The organism is Bacillus atrophaeus (genome assembly GCF_039519175.1).
Lineage (GTDB): Bacteria > Bacillota > Bacilli > Bacillales > Bacillaceae > Bacillus > Bacillus atrophaeus.
This window is the reverse complement of sequence record NZ_CP154443.1, coordinates 3,487,399-3,503,285: the sequence shown is the minus strand read 5'-3', so window position 1 is coordinate 3,503,285 and position 15,887 is coordinate 3,487,399. Positions and strand designations below refer to the sequence as shown.

General features: G+C 34.4%; 18 protein-coding genes and 4 pseudogenes. 15 read left to right on the top strand and 7 right to left on the bottom strand.

Going from position 1 to position 15,887, the window contains the following annotated elements; genetic code table 11:
- Positions 1-118: 118 nt before the first annotated feature.
- Together AAHT65_RS17365 and AAHT65_RS17360 are read left to right on the top strand one after the other, a co-directional pair.
- A pseudogene (locus AAHT65_RS17365) lies at positions 119-247 on the top strand (SMI1/KNR4 family protein); the annotation flags it as partial.
- A 35-nt stretch (positions 248-282) separates the two neighbouring features.
- Positions 283-816 carry a GNAT family protein gene (locus tag AAHT65_RS17360; protein WP_343310585.1) on the top strand — a complete coding sequence of 178 codons (534 nt, stop codon included), beginning with the start codon at positions 283-285 and terminating at the stop codon, positions 814-816.
- A gap of 288 nt (positions 817-1,104) precedes the next feature.
- Here AAHT65_RS17360 and AAHT65_RS17355 read toward each other — a convergent pair whose 3' ends face one another.
- Positions 1,105-1,188, bottom strand: a complete 84-nt coding sequence (locus AAHT65_RS17355; RefSeq protein ID WP_082786706.1) for a putative holin-like toxin — start codon at positions 1,186-1,188, stop codon at positions 1,105-1,107.
- Between the two features lie 255 nt (positions 1,189-1,443).
- Here AAHT65_RS17355 and AAHT65_RS17350 point away from each other — a divergent pair, with 255 nt between their 5' ends.
- The 10 genes and pseudogenes from AAHT65_RS17350 to AAHT65_RS17310 all read left to right on the top strand — a co-directional run bounded on the left by AAHT65_RS17350 (position 1,444) and on the right by AAHT65_RS17310 (position 9,478).
- Positions 1,444-1,623, top strand: a complete 180-nt coding sequence (locus AAHT65_RS17350) for a hypothetical protein (protein ID WP_343310584.1) — start codon at positions 1,444-1,446, stop codon at positions 1,621-1,623.
- A 287-nt stretch (positions 1,624-1,910) separates the two neighbouring features.
- Positions 1,911-2,774, top strand: a complete 864-nt coding sequence (locus AAHT65_RS17345) for an aminoglycoside phosphotransferase family protein (protein WP_343310583.1) — start codon at positions 1,911-1,913, stop codon at positions 2,772-2,774.
- A gap of 605 nt (positions 2,775-3,379) precedes the next feature.
- Positions 3,380-4,492 carry a RapH N-terminal domain-containing protein gene (locus AAHT65_RS17340; protein WP_088117343.1) on the top strand — a complete coding sequence of 371 codons (1,113 nt, stop codon included), beginning with the start codon at positions 3,380-3,382 and terminating at the stop codon, positions 4,490-4,492.
- Positions 4,492-4,626: a hypothetical protein gene (locus AAHT65_RS17335; RefSeq protein WP_258235357.1), complete on the top strand. Its 135-nt coding sequence runs from the start codon at positions 4,492-4,494 to the stop codon at positions 4,624-4,626. Before AAHT65_RS17340 ends, AAHT65_RS17335 begins: the two co-directional genes overlap by 1 nt.
- Positions 4,627-5,352: 726 nt before the next feature.
- Positions 5,353-6,084: a hypothetical protein gene (locus AAHT65_RS17330; protein ID WP_343310582.1), complete on the top strand. Its 732-nt coding sequence runs from the start codon at positions 5,353-5,355 to the stop codon at positions 6,082-6,084.
- A 76-nt stretch (positions 6,085-6,160) separates the two neighbouring features.
- The gene (locus tag AAHT65_RS17325) at positions 6,161-6,337 is read left to right on the top strand and encodes a hypothetical protein (protein WP_268495235.1); all 177 of its coding nucleotides are present in this window, start codon (positions 6,161-6,163) and stop codon (positions 6,335-6,337) included.
- Positions 6,338-6,586: 249 nt separating this feature from the next.
- Complete coding sequence (locus AAHT65_RS17320) at positions 6,587-6,919, top strand: YolD-like family protein (RefSeq protein ID WP_343310581.1); 333 nt, start codon at positions 6,587-6,589, stop codon at positions 6,917-6,919.
- Positions 6,912-8,161, top strand: a pseudogene (locus tag AAHT65_RS17315) (DNA polymerase thumb domain-containing protein). Before AAHT65_RS17320 ends, AAHT65_RS17315 begins: the two are co-directional and overlap by 8 nt.
- Before the next feature lie 36 nt (positions 8,162-8,197).
- Positions 8,198-8,503, top strand: coding sequence for a winged helix-turn-helix domain-containing protein (locus AAHT65_RS21705; protein ID WP_425524831.1), 306 nt, complete (start codon positions 8,198-8,200; stop codon positions 8,501-8,503).
- Positions 8,504-8,716: 213 nt separating this feature from the next.
- Positions 8,717-9,478 carry an adenylate cyclase gene (locus tag AAHT65_RS17310; protein ID WP_343310580.1) on the top strand — a complete coding sequence of 254 codons (762 nt, stop codon included), beginning with the start codon at positions 8,717-8,719 and terminating at the stop codon, positions 9,476-9,478.
- 347 nt (positions 9,479-9,825) lie between these two features.
- Here the strand turns inward: AAHT65_RS17310 and AAHT65_RS17305 are convergent, their stop codons facing one another.
- The 4 genes and pseudogenes from AAHT65_RS17305 to AAHT65_RS17290 all read right to left on the bottom strand — a co-directional run bounded on the left by AAHT65_RS17305 (position 9,826) and on the right by AAHT65_RS17290 (position 11,736).
- Positions 9,826-9,981 carry a hypothetical protein gene (locus tag AAHT65_RS17305; protein ID WP_343310579.1) on the bottom strand — a complete coding sequence of 52 codons (156 nt, stop codon included), beginning with the start codon at positions 9,979-9,981 and terminating at the stop codon, positions 9,826-9,828.
- A complete protein-coding gene (locus AAHT65_RS17300) occupies positions 9,978-10,265 on the bottom strand; it encodes a hypothetical protein (RefSeq protein ID WP_061571661.1) in 288 nt (95 codons plus the stop codon). The genes AAHT65_RS17305 and AAHT65_RS17300 overlap by 4 nt, the downstream gene beginning before the upstream one ends.
- A 54-nt stretch (positions 10,266-10,319) precedes the next feature.
- Positions 10,320-10,523, bottom strand: a complete 204-nt coding sequence (locus tag AAHT65_RS17295; protein ID WP_088117338.1) for a phage holin — start codon at positions 10,521-10,523, stop codon at positions 10,320-10,322.
- An 854-nt stretch (positions 10,524-11,377) separates the two neighbouring features.
- Positions 11,378-11,736, bottom strand: a pseudogene (locus AAHT65_RS17290) (YoqO family protein).
- 121 nt (positions 11,737-11,857) lie between these two features.
- Between AAHT65_RS17290 and AAHT65_RS17285 the strand changes: the two are divergent.
- A complete protein-coding gene (locus AAHT65_RS17285; RefSeq protein WP_343310578.1) occupies positions 11,858-12,313 on the top strand; it encodes a hypothetical protein in 456 nt (151 codons plus the stop codon).
- A gap of 450 nt (positions 12,314-12,763) precedes the next feature.
- Here AAHT65_RS17285 and AAHT65_RS17280 read toward each other — a convergent pair whose 3' ends face one another.
- A complete protein-coding gene (locus tag AAHT65_RS17280) occupies positions 12,764-13,039 on the bottom strand; it encodes an LCI fold-containing protein (RefSeq protein ID WP_268536936.1) in 276 nt (91 codons plus the stop codon).
- Between the two features lie 780 nt (positions 13,040-13,819).
- On the opposite strand from AAHT65_RS17280, the gene AAHT65_RS17275 reads away from it, so the two are divergent.
- Complete coding sequence (locus tag AAHT65_RS17275) at positions 13,820-13,996, top strand: hypothetical protein (RefSeq protein WP_155729083.1); 177 nt, start codon at positions 13,820-13,822, stop codon at positions 13,994-13,996.
- A gap of 164 nt (positions 13,997-14,160) precedes the next feature.
- Here AAHT65_RS17275 and AAHT65_RS17270 read toward each other — a convergent pair.
- Positions 14,161-14,835 (bottom strand): annotated as a pseudogene (locus tag AAHT65_RS17270) (ATP-dependent DNA ligase); the annotation flags it as partial.
- A gap of 154 nt (positions 14,836-14,989) precedes the next feature.
- Here AAHT65_RS17270 and AAHT65_RS17265 point away from each other — a divergent pair.
- Positions 14,990-15,856, top strand: coding sequence for a PhzF family phenazine biosynthesis protein (locus AAHT65_RS17265; RefSeq protein WP_343310577.1), 867 nt, complete (start codon positions 14,990-14,992; stop codon positions 15,854-15,856).
- Positions 15,857-15,887 lie beyond the last annotated feature (31 nt).

The window sequence follows — 15,887 nt, the reverse complement described above, 5'->3', positions numbered from 1 at the left end:
CATGCAATCAGCTATATCTTTCAACGCTTCTGCTGAAGGTTTGTTTAATTCGAACCTTTATCTGTGGCAGTGCTTTCTTCATTCCGATTCTCTCCCCAAGACATTTAACAATGGAGTAAAAGACACCTTTTTGATTGCTGATTCATTTGAAGACTTTATTCAAAGCTTATCAATTGAAGAGGATTCAGATGAAGAGGATGATGGTATTCTTTTCATTGAATTAGATGATGATTTACTAAACAGTTAAGCAAAAGTATGGAGATAACTGGAGGAAAAGTTAAAATGGCAGTTACTTATTGGACAGGGGAAAATCTTACACTGCGAGCAATTCAACCTGAAGATATCGTTATATTTGAATCATTAGATGATGAAATTCTACGAAATATGGACTCGCTCCATTTTCCTCGTTCAGCTTATAAAATGAGAGAATGGGTAGAAGAACAATTAGAAAAAGATGAATTCCGTTTTATTGCAGTTGATAGAGATAATAATATCGTCGGTATGATTGAAACCTTTGATTGTGACAGGAAAAATGGTACCTTCGATTATTATTTGGCTGTATTTGAGCCATATAGGGGTAAAGGATATGCCAAAGAAATGATCTTGATGGTTCTTCGCTTCTTCTTTTTGGAACTTGCTTATCAAAAAGTAAATACAACTGTTTATTCTTTTAATAATCCATCCATGCGATTGCATGAAAAATTAGGTTTTATGAAAGAGGGACAACTAAGAAATATCATTTTCACCAAAGGAACTTATTATGATGGTATTTGCTTTGGGATGACTAGAGAAGAATTTGAACTGAATCATGGATAATATCACTTGTACACCGATAAAGTACTGCGTTCCAATAAAATAATGGTTTTATCCATAAAGCAAAAGTATTTGCAAAATATTTCAATGGTTTCACTTAATGTGTTATAATCAAAACTGTAAGATATATGATTGGTTACAGCGCATTTCTTTCACAAGGAATGCATAAAATAAAAAGACCAGGGTGTTGGTAGCACCCCGGCTCTGTACAAAAAGCTGCCCATCAAAGGGCTTGCTCGATGTTCAATCTGTGTAGACCTAACCCTTCAGGATTCCAGTCTCAAGGGAGGTCTATTTTTTATTTATATACGTCAACAGGGCGATTATAAACGACCCAAAAGCAAGCATCAGCATTAATGCTTGAAATGTTGACATAAGCCTCACCCCCTTTCGAAGGGGATGAGCAAGGCTCCCTTGAGTACAGGAATAATTATACAACAGACAAACGAACCTGTCGTTACAAAAACGAAATAAATTGCCAACGTGAAAAGAACTTGTTGAGTACCAATGGTAAACGCATGCACGAAGATTGCGTCCAAGTATATCAACAATAAAGAACTAGAACAAACGCTAGACGTTCACCAACAAAAGGGCGTTCAAATTGCGATATCAAAGGAGGAATTACAATCCATGATCGAACAGGCAATCGAAAAGGAACGAGAAGCTATGTTCAAAGCATTTGAAGCCAAATTGAATGATGTTGTAGAAAAAAGTGATCGAATACTAACTCAACAGCTGAATCGATCAATGGAAGAAAGGCGATTGGAGATTGCAGCTGCACAAGAAGAAAAGGAGGCAAAAAAATCATGATGGAGTAAAATCTTTTCAAAATGAAAAAATGTATTTCCGGCTCATTTTCGTTATTATTAACTTACGCTTGCGACGGCGAGGTTTTTTGCGATTTGAGCCTTTTTATTTTTAGGTTGCTTTGCGTTAACTCTTGTTAATACGGTTAACCCAACGACAATAAAGGGATTGGGAGTTAACAGAGGGGGATCTCACCCTTCTCAGTGCCATATACAACAAAATTGTTGCCTAAAGATACTAATTAAGGGCCAGTTTGCGGCATAGTACTTTAAAGAAAATGGGGGAGTTGGATGTTAAATCGAGTCATTCAACAATTCAAATTGAATGTGTTATCAATTAATGAGGTTGAAGATTCCCATAGTTCAACAGTTTATAGATGCCAATTGCTTAACGGGGAAAATATCTTTTTAAAGATACCTTACACAAAATTGAAGTGTCATCGAGAGTTGGAAGCCTATGAAATCTTAAAAAATAGAGTTTCCATCCCTAAAATGTTGGATTATTGGTCTGGTGATGAGGAGTGTCCTGGTGCGTTTTTATTATCAGAATTAAAAGGGCAACCGCTAACATATAAGGCTTTGCCAACAGTAGCTTTTCAGGTTGGTGTCCTTCATGCCTCTATGCATCAAATTCATCCGCCTATTACGTCACAGTTAACCGGCATACAAAATGAATTTCCGGACTGGTCTAATTTTGTGGAACGTCAATTTTATAGTTTTGCCGAGGATGTAAAGGAAGTTTTGGATGAAAGTTTATACAAACAAGCCATTGAAAAGTTCGAAAATATGAAACTACAGCTTCCTCCTTCAGATGGCCCGGGCTTTATACATATGGATTTTCGTCCAGCGAATATAATTGTTGACGAAGATAAAGTTTCAGGCATGATAGATTTTGAAAGTGTACGATTTGGTTCAACGGAAATCGATTTTACAAAACTGTATCGTGATTTTTTATGCTTCGATTTGACCCTGTATCAGTCCTATCAAGAAGGCTACAACACCATAAGACCATTAATTGATTTAGAAGTTGTGTTGCCTTTTTATCAATTTACAGATGCTTTTAATAGTATTGGCTGGTGTAAACGTCGTGGAATTGAAAAGAACGCTTCATTTCTTGAGAAGAATTTTTCAATCCTAAAAAAAATGTTACTATAAGCCACAAACGGGCGCTTTAATGGAGTAACGAAAAAGTCCATAACCGCATTTTTCTGATGTTCCTTTCCTTACTTAGGGGGAGCATCTTTTGATTTTGTAACAGTTTTAATAAAACATTTGTTGTTAAATGATTTAATCCAACAAAGACTAGCAGAAGATTATTACAACATGTGCTGTAAAAGCTTTATAGGTTTTTAAATACGGGCGATCTCTTACAAAGGTGGGAAAGCCCCGTATGGCATCAGTCCGTACCGGACTGCAGGGAGGATAAGGAGTTGACTGATTCACTTCACCAAGACCCTCTTGGTGTGTGAAAAGTTCAAATGCAGGTTCTTTTTTATTTCAAATCCTAAACAATTTATTTGTAATATTTCCAAAGTGGATTCCCCCATTCGGAGTCCGTTTTATTTATATCATGACAATAAAACAATAAGTAGGCGGACTGATTAAAAGAAATAGGGACTTTTCTAGCATGCCATTTTCAAAAAGCCTATTGCGGCATGACGAAAATTTACCGAAAAACACTTTTTATATTATTCCAAATATTTCAAATGTCTGTTATATTGTTTAATAATTCGAAACATTTCAGAAAAGAGGGGATATAAATGGGTACGATCGCACACGAGGTAGTCGCTAATACTTTGAATGAACTTCATGTAGCAATTAAGAAATGTGAGATAGATTTAGCAGAGCAACTTCTTAAGAAAGCCAAGGATTCCTTGAAGCACATGGAGGAAGACGATAAGGTTATCATATATTATCAGCTTTTAGAATCTAGATACCAAATGATGCTTTTTAAAAACAAAGGTAAGGGTCTACCTCCAAATGACTGGAAGGTGAAGAAGCGTGAGATACAAGGTTATAACATAGATTACTTGATCGATTACTATTTTTACCTCTACGAAGCCGAGTATATGTCTTATGTGAAGAACTATGAGCGAGCTATCAGTTTACTTAAGATTGCTGAGAAGAAGCTTTCTAAAATTGATAGCGATATTGAAGCAGCAGAGTTTTACATGAAAACTGCTTCGCTGTATGTGACTCTCCATCAAAGTGCAGTCTCGCTTGGTTATGTCAATGAGGCAATCAATATATACAGTCAGCATGAAGATTACAAACGACACCTTGCAACCTCTTATGTCATTAAAGCTACGAATTATATGCATTTAGGAAAATTCAAAGAATCAGAGGAATACTTTCTTACCACAATTAAGACTGCCAAGGAACTTAAAGATGAGTTTTATGAAGCAATGCAATATCACAACATCAGTATTCTTTATTCCAATTTTGATAAATCTCAAGAATGTATAAATGCAATTAAGAAAGCTGTTAGATGCAATGAATGGCGTGAATCAGCTTACTACATTAACTCCATTTATATGATCGTACGAGAAAGGTTTAAAATAGGCGACAAGGATAACGCCATGTATTATCTTAAAAAAGGGCAAGAAGAACTTAAGTTTAGATCGAATAAAATATACGAAACCAAAATAAATATTATTTATGAACTATATTGCAAAGGGGTAGATGAAAGCATTGACAAATGCAGGGAAAAAGTACAATACTTAGAAGAGAAAGGCGACTTAGATGGAGTAAACGACCTTTCCTTGATCATCTCAAGGCATTATGAGAAGGGTGAACATTACAGAGAGGCTTTGGAATTTGCTTATAAAGCAATCGAAGTCAAAGAGAAAATGAGGAAACTGGAGGGAATTTGATGAAGAAGTTTATCCTTGGCTCAGTCTTAGCGGTAACATTCTTTGGATTATCTTTAAGTCTTGCTACACACGCTAACAGCAGTACAGCAGCATCTGGCGATATGCAGGTCGCAGAGCTTCCGGTAGGGATCTAAGTATAAAAGTGGAGTTAGTAAAAAATGGTTCATGCTGTTGAGTAAATCTCGACAGCCTTTATTTATTTTGAAAAATAATTTGATACAATTAGTCTTAAGAAATAAACAACAGTTATAGGAATACATGTTAAAGGTAAAGCTGGACAAGGAAGCTATTCCTAAGCGAATGAATATAGAATGAGAACACAAAATGAGGCTTGGATGGCTTCATTTTTTTGTGTCTAGGAAAAGAAATTTTTAAAAAAACAAACGATTTTCCGTGATTTTGAGTAGAATTCAGGACTTTAGCCGTTGTTTACAGATAGCTTCTTATTACATGGTTATGGCGAATAATCAGGAGTATAAAAAGCTGTTTATCCAAAAAACATGACGTTTGGTCAATTTTTGCGAAACAGAAGGTTCCGTAAATCATCGCGGTTTTTCTGTCTTTTTGTAATTTAGTCATATACTATCATTTGGAAATTAAGGTATTTAATGAAAGATAAGAGTGTGGTAGGGTTGCGTTAGGAGGTGGTATGTTCTTAAGAGTCTTCTAACTCAGAATGTTGCAATGGCTTTTGGTCTAATTGCTATTGAGAGGAGGAGGTAAATTATTAATTCCTTTGAAGAATAGGATAAATTAATCAATAGGTTGCTTTGTTGTCTTAAACATTTAGGAAGAAATTTGAAACAAAATGAAAAGGGTTTTACAACAAAAAATAGAAGATATATAAGGAGTGTGTCTATATGAAAAAGCTGATTCTATCATTAGTGTTAGCGATTGTATCTCTTGCAGGTTTTAATATGACAACTGCGCATGCAGCATCGTTAAATTCAGCTAAAGAACTCACTAAGCAATTCGTTGCTCAACCTGATTCATGGGATACATTTAACGATGACGAGAAACAAAAGATAATAGAGTTTACTAAGGAACCATCGAAAAAAATCGAACAAAATATCCAGAATAAACTTAAAACAAAGAAAATTAAAATGGAGTCAAAAGAAGCAAGCAGTATTGTTGAAAGTTATGTTAAGACACTAAATGAAGACGATCAGTTAGCATACGTTTCTTCCTTGATTCCTGTTACATTTGAGGAAAATAAAGGCGATGCGGATTTTCAACCTCAAAAAACTGGTAGTAACTGGTTTAGATATGCCATGGTGGGGAAAAATGTTTATGGCAAAAAGCAATTTGAATTTTGGACATACAACGATTGGACTTACAATTGGGTTAAAATTTTATCAATAGCACCTAAAGAAGGACATAAGATTTACTCTGGCGGGTGGTCTTATGTAAACAAATCCGTAGAGGCACATTACGAAACCAATAAGTATGATTATTTTAGAAATATTGAAGGGCACTTCGAATTAAGAGTGGTTAACAGGTGGCAAAAAGCAACTGTACACTTAGATACAAAGATTCGTGCAAATGGAACTAAAAAGCATAGTGGAGACATTCAATGGAGTTGGACAAACTAATTTAAGGAATAATTTAAAAAGATGTTCATAAAGTTTTATGGGCATCTTTTTTTAAAAAGGGAGGTTACAGAATAACATGTTAAGCGTTTTAATTCCTAATTTGTTCATATTAGCTGCTATAGTTCTATTTTTATATTATATGTTTAGCTTGATAAAGGAGAATAAAATTAATCGTAAACAAAACGAAGAATCTCAGCATTTGCTTAGAGAAATATTAAAAGAAATAAAAAATAAAGATTCAAAACATCAATGATAAACTAACAGATTTTAATGAGTATCATAACTATGCAATTATTAAAGATTATCGCGTTAAGATATGCAAAAAGAACTTGATTAAATCAGGTTCTTTTTTTGATAATAACTTCCACACACTTGTTAATCACTTGTAAATTTAGTCTTTGATTGTTACTTTCCAACATTTACATCGAACGATTGTTCTGATTTATATTGAATAAAGAACGTTTGTTCTGTTGATATTAGATCAATAAAGGAGTGATTCAAATTGCTTAGAGATCGAGGGACAATCAAATGGACATCAATGATGCTCCCAGAACATTTAACACAGCTTAAACAAGACTTACTTGATGTATCAAAAATTGAAAAGCCATCATTAGATAATCAACAAATTGAGGAGATGGATATTCTCGTCTCTGAAGCAATGGCACTGAATAAAGAGTTAAAATTTCAACTTTATGAAGATGGGTATGTTAATGAAATGACCGGAAGAGTTCAGTACCTTAACTACGAACAAAAAAAGCTACATGTGAAAGATCAGAACGACCTTAAAATTTACATCACCATGAATGACATCATAGGAGTTGCGTACAATGATTGATTACTCACAATTTCCACGTAAAAATATTCTCTGTGTTGATATGAAGTCGTTTTATGCTTCAGTATCAGCCGTAACTATGGGATTAAATCCAATGACATGCTACTTGGCTGTAGTAGGAAATACGGAGAGACAGGGAAGTGTAGTTTTAGCTGCATCTCCTGCGCTTAAAAAAGATTTTGGAATAAAAACAGGGTCGAGACTATTTGAGATACCTGAAGATCCAAGAATACATATTGTAAATCCGCAAATGAAGCTTTTCATCAGAGTTTCAACTGAGATTACAAAGCTGTTTTACAGATTTGTTCCCGAAAAATGTGTTCACACGTATTCAATTGATGAATCTTTTTTAGATGCAGGAAAAGAAAATCCTGAAGAAATGGCGAAAGCAATACAAAGCAGCATGTGGAGAGAGTTCGGTCTTATGTGCACAGTAGGTATTGGTGACAATATGTTGCTAAGTAAGTTAGCTCTTGATCTAGAGAGCAAGAAAACGAAGAATGGGATTGCACGATGGAGATATGAAGACGTTCCAAATAAGCTGTGGAAGGTTCATCCGTTATCTGAAATGTGGGGAATAGGAGGGAGGATGGAGAGGAATCTAAATCGAATGGGAATATCTACTGTTGGCCAATTGGCTAAATTCCCTTTAGAGCTACTTGAAAAGAAATTCGGAATTATGGGCAATCAGCTTTTTTATCATGCACATGGAATCGATTTATCAGAAATTGGTGCTCCTTTGATGCAAGGTCAGATTAGTTTTGGTAAGAGTCAGATTTTACTGAGAGATTATACAAAGAGAGAAGAGATTAAAGCTGTTCTTTTGGAGATATGTGAGGAAGTCGCAAGAAGAGCGCGGACGCATAATAAAGTAGGGCGTACCATCAGCTTAGGAATCGGTTACAGCAAAGACGAGTTTGGCGGGGGTTTTCACAAGCAAAAACAATTGACGGCTCTACAAATATCACCATGGATATTTATCGATATTGCTTGATGCTGTTTGATAAGTTCTATACAGGCAGAACAGTGAGAAGCATTTCAGTTACTTTATCCAATATTGAGGAGGATGTTAATCAGCAGTTAAGCCTGTTTGAAAAAGACAATGAAAAGAGAAGAAAGCTTGGATTCGTTATGGATGGAATTAGAATCAAATACGGATCAAAAGCTATTCTGAGAGCAGTTTCTTATACACCTGCAGGAACTGCGCTTCACAGAGCTGGGCTTACTGGTGGACACAAATCATAATAAATAAGCACATGGTTAATTCCATATTTTAGTTGATTGCAGACATTCTCAGATTTTCAAATGGAATTGCTCAAAACCTTATATAGAAGGAATGGGTCTTTCATTAATGATGTCTATCATGAAGTTGCAGAAAGATTAAGTTTAACACCAGAACAAAGAGCAATATTGGTAAACTCAAAAGCAGAAAAAAGATACGAATGCTATATTCGAGCGGTAAGGTTATATCTGACTAAAAAACAGTTGGTCGATGGGGAAAAATTACAGATTCAAGGCAAGGAAAAGATAAAATGGAGAATCACTAAATCTGGATTCGATTACATGAAACAAATAAATAAAAGTTGAGATTGAAGCGTTCAACATCTTAAATGTGATTCCATAATATGTTAGAATTTTCCAGGGGTGCGTTTACTGTGACTCTTACTCAGGTGTGATGCTAGGAGCCTAACCCTTCAGGCTTCTAAGCACAAGGGTTATGTCTATTTTTTGTCTATATATTGCAAACACTGTGACTGTATAATTAATTGGATTCTTCTGGGCTTATATGGGGGGTAGTCAATGAGGTTAAGAAAATATGATTACATAGAGAGAAAGAGCAAAGTTGAAGAGATACTGGATGAAAAAAGTGTGATAATTAAAGTAAGTAAGTTCCCTAGAGATGAAAACTTCACTTATACAAATGGCTACAAAGCTTGGGCTGCAGCAATCTTTGTTGATCTTAGAGACTCAACTACGTTGTTTATTAGTAAGAATGATTTAGATGTAGCCAAGGTAATTCGAAGCTTTACTTCTGAAATTATAGAAATACTGCGGAAAGAAACCGGAGATAATCTGAAAGAGATAGGTATACGAGGAGATTGTGTATATGCTATATACTCTGCTCCAACACGAGAGGAGCTATACTATCTAGCTGAAAGAGCCTTTTATATAAATACTTATATGCGCATGTTAAATGATTTATTATCTGAGAGAGATCTACCTAGAATTAAGGCAGGCATTGGTCTCGACGCTTCTGTAACTTTAGCTGTAAAGGCTGGAAGAAAATCTTTTGGCATAAGCAACTTAGTCTGGATAGGAGCATCTGTCGCAAAAGCATCGAAGTTATCAGATTTAGGAAATAAAAATAGTGTAAACCCCATTGTAATGTCAAATGATTTTTATTCGGGTTATATAGAAGTTCAAAAGCGGGTGGATAACAATGTAACAAATCGATGGATTATTGGTAGTTGTCCATTGCTTGGAACCTATTATCATTCTGACATAGTGATATCGGATTTCGATAAGTGGATTGATGAGGGGATGAAGTCTTTACACCAATGATGTATTTTCTCAGACATTATAAGCCATTTGCTGACTATTTTTTACTCCAAATTAAATGAAAGCTACGCTATATGGAGGACGAACATACCCAGCACAGAATAATAGGCAACCATGTGAAAGTCAGATATTACTGATATAAGAGTTAATACCCTCCTCAATTCAGAGAAGGGTATATAATTAATTAACTGTTGCTTTCAGTGAAGCCAGCCATTCATCTAATGTTCCAGTGAAACCTTGTTGAACAGCTAATTCGTATGCAGATAAACCATCTTTTCCATCTTTCCCGGCAGCACCTGTGGCACCTTTGGATCCAGTTGCACCAGTATCGCCTTTGTCTCCTTTAGCACCTATTGCTCCGGTACTACCTTTATCGCCTTTTTTTCACCTTTTAACGAAGCCAACCATTCTTCTTCAGTTCCAGAAAATCCGTTATCAACTGCAATATCATAAGCAGACTTACCAGTTACTATCGAGACATTTACCATTGGATTAAAGAAACTCATTTATGCGCCCCCAAAAAGTTATATGTTATCCCTGCTTCAGATATCTTAAAGCTAGTGATAGGTGAATCTTGAGCATCCATTTGAAATCCTTGCCCAGCTCTTAAATAAATAGGATTGATACCATTGATTGATACATGGCACTCTTGATCATTTGAAAAACTGAATTTGTAAAGAGAATATTTCATTGTCCAAGTAGGTGGTGGGGAGGGGATTACCTCTTGATTTGGTGTTGATTTTTCGAGGTTTGAGCTGCCGATATAACCTGATCCTATTTGTACACTCACGTAACCATTCCTTTCATGTTCAAAATCGAAAAAAGGGGAGGTGAACTCCCCGAATTATTTAGGTTCTGTATATTCCATTGCTTGATGACTGTCAGAAATGCCTGTAGTAGTTGGATCAACTACAATTCCCATAGCAGTCAAAAACGTTAGAAGTGCATTAAATTTCTCTGTCAAATTGTCACCAAATACGGTCAAGTCGTATATAGTACACGTATAACATGCGTATCGTAAAAATTTATAAAGAACTAAAAAAGTCAGTAAACATAAGGGTTTTGATACTTTAAATAGTGAATAGGGGGCAAATGATCGTAAAACATAAGCGGGAGTAGGGGAAAGGGGGCATTTTAAGCAAATATTGATGAATAAGAAGAGATTTGAAGAGGGAAAAACATTGATATTATAGGCTTTTACGATAGCGATTACGATGTTAAATAGGGTGATTTTGAGGAAAAATTATGAAAAAGAAAATTTGGATAGGGTGTGGAAATAGAGGTGCTATGGGCACGTTTGTTCTTGTTTTTGAATATTTGGATGTTAATAGACCCCCTATATATTGGTAGTGAAATCTCTATATAATAGCTCTTATACCTGCATTTCAGTTACATATAATGGTTATGATCGAATGTTTTAAGATTGCATATATAAAAGTGAAAATCAAGAATAATTTTTAAAAAAGCACAATAACTTCTGGCTTGAATTGAGACAGATAACTCTGTTTTTGATCGTTATCATAACAGGAAAACTTAAAACGAACTCTTATTTTATCCTTAATAAAAAAATGTTCTGAGTGAAGTACTACATATATTCAATCTTATCTTTAATAATGAAGATAGAGCATCCATCGTTTTTTTAACATATGGAAACTTTAATTTTAGACGAAATTTATACAGCAATCAAATCAATGATGTGATCTCAGTACTTTTATTGCATATAAGGATTAATCAGTCGAGATCAATGAGGGATCAAAATATGGCTAAATGATTGTTATTACTCTCAGCGTAACAGAAGAGAAGGAATTAGGGAAAGTTGATATCATTTGATTTCATACATAACAGGCCTCACAGAAAGAAGCGTTTAACATAAAAAAGGCAAAGAGCTATGACTCTTAACCATTAGGCCGATTTCCTTAACCGATTCGCAATGTACTTCATTACGTTTACAGCAATCGTTACCAATGCAATAATCAATGCTATTTCAAATAAGAGGATAAATCCAAAATTCACATTAAGCTTTTCAAAGTAATCACTGGTAAAAGAGAGGAGCTGATAAATTCCTAGCATAAGAACAATAAAGGAAACTCCTAAAATTGCAAGTGACTTTTTAGAATAGTCCTTAGCATGTTCAAAATTATAAACCATTATTGATGCAAATAACAAAGCGGTAGCAGCTTGTGGGATAGCGATTCATTGGCTGAAAATGATTGCACAACTATGCTGATGATTAATCCAGTAATTCCGATTGTTTTATTCAAGGACATCACCCACTCGCATGTAAAGTTAGGTATGAGTTTACCAATTAAAGGGGATTTCTTCAAGATGATGCACTTTAAAGTTAACTTAAAATCGTGATTTTAAACAAATTAGGAGGAAATTATGGCTGACGGATATGTATTAATTGAAGTAAATTCAGATGGAGAAGGAAGGTTAAAAGATGAAACTGTGAACTGGATTGACTTCCGATTAGAAACTGTAGATTTTGATGCCAGTGAAGGACTAAATCAATTAATGGAGCAAATATCAAAAGAAGTAAAAGATGAGCTGGTCTTCGTTGCTTTTAATTATCGTGTTGAGTCATCCTATGATTTTTGGAGTGGAGCAACTGAATATGAGGACTTCTTTGATATTGAATTTTTCAAAACAGTTAGAAATAATTACAAGAAGTTTTACCAGGGACTAGTGACAGCAGAGCTAGATGTTGATATTAATGGTTTTGACAATATTAAATCCATGCCAAACGATGACAACCAAAACTATTATAGAAACTTAATTGCTGAATGGGAAGAGTTTTATAAAGAAGACTTCATGCCATTAAGTCTAAATAAAAGATAGTTTTTAATTAGAAAATAAATAAGGAGGAGTGATTTGTGTCTGTTATCCAAAGCGTTGAAGATCAAGATATCTTCATTAATCCCAATTCATTAACTAATCTAATCAAAGGAAAAAAGATTCGAAAAAAGTTGCTTGATAATGGGATAAAAGTTGAAATAAAAAAATTAAGGTTCCAGTTCTAAGGCAGTTCACAGTTACAAGAATTTCCTTTGTTTTTCATCGTCCATCAACTATTGAAAAGACAGTCATGAATGAAATCGTAGACAGCCTTAGCGACATCGTCTGGAAAAGATATGATTGCGATCATTATTACGAATATGTGGATTGTTAGGACACAACAAAAGGTTAGTTTATTTAGAGAGAATTAGGGACAATAATCATACATCAGGATAAGTTCAACAAAGAAATTCTCTGAGTTAAAAAAGGGAGCTAAAAGCCCCCAATTTTATTTTATATCCGTCTGCCTTCATAATGAGCAGTCCAAGTTCCATCTGAATTTTTTGTAATTCCTTTCAAATACCATTGGATTCCATCTTTCTCAAATGTGTTGTCAAAAATACCAGTAGTATTAGTTATATCCCATGTGTACACTTGAGCTTTAAAATCATCACTCGCAACATTGATTTTCTCTGCATTTGAGCTTGTATTTGCAGCAAATGCTGGAGAACCTGAAACAAGTAAACCTACAGATAATGCAATACCTGTTAAAATTTTTCCGTAACTCATAAATATCCCTCATTTCCTTTATTTACTTACAATTACATTATAAGGTATCTGAGTTGTGCAAAATAGTGAATTAATTACCATATATATGGGTTTTGTGTGTTTTTTTAAATTCATTTAATCTAACTTCTTTCATCAAAACAGTGGCTGAGGACTGCAAGAAGGATAGAGGCGAAAGGTTTCGGAAATGGTGGAAAATTGCTGTATGGCTTTAATGAAAGGGAATCACAAACAGTTTCAGATGAGGTAGTTATCGATGTGGAATTAAAGGGGGAAAAGAATTGACCAAACAAGAACGGAGAAGATTATTTAATCAGGCTTGCCGATTACGGATTAACAGAAGAAGAGGATGATGTAATGATTAAATAAACTCGCTACTGTAAATGATAAGCTCCGAGAGTATGATGAAAATGAAAATTTGTTCAAACTTCAGCTACGGACTTTCAAATTAAACAGAAATAATCAAACAAAGGAACTGTGGGCAGTAGAAAAAGATAGATGCCCTGTCAATGGAGATTTAACCAAATTTACATAGATATGATGTTGTGAAACGGAAAATGGCTTTAGTGTTTTTTGGATCTTATGAAGAAGTTCACGAAGCAATTAGTACACTTGAACTAAAGGTAAGAATGAAATGATTAGGGTTAAATAAAATATTTATTTTATTTAAACCCTTTAGCGCTTAATTCTAGGTGGAATTAAATTAATTAAAAAGAACAAGTATCAAGTACATGCTTATATCCATATGTTGGGATTGAGAAAGTTTAAAGGGGAGTAATATTAATGTATCAAAATAAAGGTTACGCTGATGATTATATAAAGCCTGATGGATATTATATGTTTTGCAGTGCAGGTAAAGTTATAACTCAACCTTATGTTATTTATTTTGATCCTGAAAGACGTGAATATATTTATCAAGGATTAGGGAATTGGACTGACACGGGATTCCATTGCTATTAGTTCATTTTCAATCAATGAACTTCATCAGGAGGAGACTTTTTTAGTTGTATCATCTGCCTGATGTAGTTCTTTTTCGAGGGATTCACATAAACTAATTGAATCATGTACTAAATATTCAATTTATATTTAATGGCTTGGCACTAAGGAGTTATGTAACGGAGAGATTAGACTCTCCAGGATTCGAAGGAAGGAATGCGGAGTTTACCGTGCTTAGTCTTAAATCTGTGTTTAACCTTACATAATATAGGCTCAATAAATACGTAATCATCAGATTCAGACTTTACTTGTTTCATAGAATGAAACTTACTACGTTCTGTATGTGGCATGAATTCCATAAATCCAGCTGCAGTTCCATCAGGATAACACAGAAGGAATTTTATATCCTTTTTGGTATAGCCGGTTATGAGAACTTCAGTGTAATCATAATTGATCACTTTCAGCCAATTGTGTGACCGTTTATTGATTTCATAAGGGTAGTCAGCTTTCTTGAGTACGATTCCCTCTAAGTTCTTTTCTTTAGCCAAGTCAAAGTAAGCTAGTCCGTTACCTTGAATTCCTTCGATAACAAAAACGTTAGGATGATTTAGTTCAAGTGAATTTAGAACTGTCTTACGCTCTGAAAGCGGCTTAGCTGCGATTGACTGACCGTCTTTGTAGATAACATCAAAAACACAATAAACAATCTTGTGAGCTGATTTACTAGACATGAAACGTTCCATTACAGCTTCAAAGTCAGGAACACCGCCTAGTGCAGATACAATGACTTCACCATCGAGTACTGTTCCATCTGGTATATCTAAGTCCAAAACCTCAGGAAACTTGCTTGTTACTTCGTTATTTATCAAGACTAAATTTAAAATAATATAGATAAAATAAGGGTCCTTACATATTATATATGTCTAATATGTAAGGACCCTCTTAAAAAACGCACCCGTTAGTTGAATAAGTAATGATAAAATATTCTAAAATTTAAAATTAGGAGTTGTAATATTTATGGATTTTTATATTGTTGATGTATTCACAGAAGAAAAATATCAAGGTAACCAATTAGCTGTACTTATTCCCTCGAGAACAATATCTACTGAAGAAATGCAAAAGATTGCAAGAGAGATCAACTTTAATGAAACAACATTTATTTTATCTGGCAAACAAGACAACGGAGGATACGATGTTCGAATATTTACTCCTGATGTTGAGGTTCCTTTTGCTGGTCATCCAACATTAGGAACAGCATTTATCATTCAGAAAGTTTTAGAAAATAATGAAAGTAAACAAATAACTCTAAACCTTAAAGTAGGACAAATACCTGTAAACATTGAAGGTGAACAATTAATAATGAAGCAAAACCCACCCGAATTAGGAACGATTATTCCTGATCAAGATATTTTCACCGAAATATTACAGATATCAAATGAAGATATTGATTCCCGTTTTCCAATTCAAATTGTATCAACTGGATTACCAGCAGTAATTGTTCCTCTTTGTTCATTGGATGCTGTAAATCGTTGCAAGATCAATCATAATAATTATCAAAATTTCATTGATAACGTTATAAAAGCAAATATCCTTGTCTTTTCTCCTGAAACCAAACTAAAAGAAAATGATTTAAATGTAAGAGTATTTTTAGATGACACAGGATTCCCTGAAGATCCTGCGACTGGAAGTGCAAACGGAAATCTTGCTGGATACCTTATCGCACATAACTTTTTTGAAAGTAAAAATATAGCGTACAGAGTTGAACAAGGATTCCAAATGGGAAGACCATCTATTTTAAATATACAAGCTGAAAATTCCCAAAATTCCATTCAAATCCTTGTAGGTGGTAAAGTATTTTTAATCGCAAAAGGAGAATGGTATTAACAAGAAAGTCCAAATTTGGGCTTTTTTTAGA